The 2,249-nt window shown below is 35.1% G+C and carries 2 protein-coding genes and 1 pseudogene; all 3 read left to right on the forward strand.

Translation table 11 applies throughout. The features are described from left to right. On the forward strand, window positions 1-722 hold a 722-nt coding region (locus F8S12_RS39680), incomplete at its 5' end, for a type IV secretory system conjugative DNA transfer family protein (RefSeq protein WP_196521767.1). Window positions 723-727: 5 nt separating this feature from the next. After that, window positions 728-1,219 carry a relaxase/mobilization nuclease domain-containing protein gene (locus F8S12_RS39685; RefSeq protein ID WP_196521768.1) on the forward strand — a complete coding sequence of 164 codons (492 nt, stop codon included), beginning with the start codon at window positions 728-730 and terminating at the stop codon, window positions 1,217-1,219. 269 nt (window positions 1,220-1,488) lie between these two features. Next, window positions 1,489-2,249, forward strand: a pseudogene (locus tag F8S12_RS39690) (DUF3854 domain-containing protein); the annotation flags it as partial.

Here is a 2,249-nt window from a genome sequence, read left to right on the forward strand (position 1 = left end):
TGACCATCGCCCGTAACATTGCCAAAAAACGAAAAGCTCCATTAATCGTTGCATTGGACGAATTACCTTCAATATACCTACCTGATTTATATAGGTGGCTCAACGAATCACGTTCTGAGGGCTTCTGCGGTATTATCGGCTTCCAAAATATGGGGCAGCTTGAGAAGAACTACGGTAAAGATATCGCTAAGGCTATCCTTGGTGCTTGCAGCACTAAGTTTATATTCAATCCTGGTGAGAACGAGTCGGCGCAATTGTTTTCCAACTTCTTAGGTGATGAAGAGATTAAGTACAAGCAAAAAAGCCGTTCTACTGGTAGTAAAAATAATAGCACTAGTATTAGTGAGCAAGAAAAAACTCGAAAGCTTTTTGAATCGTCCCAATTTCTCAAACTAGTTGCTGGCAAATGTGTTTTTATTAATCCGGCTTATGCTAATAAAAAGGAGGGGTCTGTTCCTTTACTCAAAACTATCAAAATTAATGAGTTACTAAAAAATATTGATAAATATAATCAACTTAAATGGGCAAGGATTGTCACTTTACTAGCTAGGAAAAGTACACAGAAATTTCCCTCTCAGCAAGATTTAGCTTTGCGAGTTACGCAAGTGGAGTCACGCTTTCCGCTTCCCGAAAACCCTCAAGCTGTTTCTAATCATTCTGGACTAACATTCAAAGAAGTCGGCAGCATGATCAATCAAAACAAATCTGACAGTGGAATTTGATTGTTATGAAAATGACTATTGAAGAATTGAAAATTAGTAATTTTGAACTAATTCAAACACTATCTCAAGAAAAGATTTTAGCGAATGGTAGTTTTATTGATATTAGTCTGCCTCCCCTTGAAATTATTCAGGAGTTTAAGACTTTATCTCAAACTAGACGAAAGCTGAGGAATTTGGGCATATATACTATCATCAGCTTAAAAAACACTTATATTAAACTAAATCAAGAATCTTGTCTGAAAATTGTCAACCAATATATTCACGGTATCGGCTGGCATGATTTGCAGTATATCTGTTTTTTAGATATTCAACCTAGCAATATTTATATTCATATTATTTTTAATCGCGTTACACCCCAAGGTAAGCTCATGGATATCAAATGCTTGGGGGCTAACTGGCAACAATATGAGGTTCTGCGCCAATCTTGTTCTCTCATCATCGACAACCCTGTTCATAACAAATATTTGCAAAGACGATTCTGCAACTGTTGCGGTTAGACAATAGGTAAGAATTCAGTACCCAGGAGTCAGAAGCTAGAATATATAAGGAGTTTATTAAAATTAGGATATTTATTTATCAAATCTTTATTTGATTCTTTAACTATTCTGAATTCTGAATTCTTACTCCTGAATTCTTACAACAATAGTGTGGCTGATTAATTTATTTTAGTCCATCATTATTTTTTATAGATTCCACACTTTATAGCCTTTTGAGAGATTCAGTTTTATTTTTTCACTACACCCACAAGAGCCACATCTTAATAAATATGTTTGATGAACGACATTTGCAACTCACTTCTGCTTACGCTAGAGCTAGTCAGCATTTTATTAGAGCTTTTATTTATCCTTTAGGAGAGTTTATTTATAAATCAATAGAATCAGCTATTGATTTAAAATGTCGAATTGAAATAGGGGAAGAAACTTATTTTCTTACTCCTGATGAGGATGGTGGTTGGAAATGGTCTAAAGATAACTTTGAAGGTGTAACAGATGAGGAAATAGAACAAGTAGAAGAGATGATGGCATATTTATTGCCTAAACTTCTCCCCGGTAGTAATGATATAACACCACCGAATTTCCCTCCTGAACCTGATTTACCTCCAGTTTTACCCAACCCCAATTCCCCCTTAATTCTTCCGCCTTCTGCCACATCTGTTGAGTTTTTAACTATACCATTCGATTCTCAAAATTTCCAGGAATATCTACCTATTCAAGACCAAGAAAATCTAGATTTAAATCCTTCTATCCATAGAAATGTTTTTTTGACAGGTGAAGATGAACTTAAAGATACATTATCACAATCAGATGAAGGGAGTGTTGATAATTCCTCTGAGTTTGTAGATGAGGATTTGATTAACCAAACCAGCGCCAACAATGAAGTTCATAAACAGAGTCATCAGATAAGAGTGATTAGTTCTTATGACATTGCAGATGATAATTTAACAACAAAGATTGTCATCGATCACACAATTCCTATAACTAGTGAAAAACTTGAGCCACAAAATACTCAACATATCCCTCATCACCC

The sequence above is a fragment of the Nostoc sp. WHI genome, assembly GCF_015714725.1.
Taxonomy (GTDB): domain Bacteria; phylum Cyanobacteriota; class Cyanobacteriia; order Cyanobacteriales; family Nostocaceae; genus Nostoc.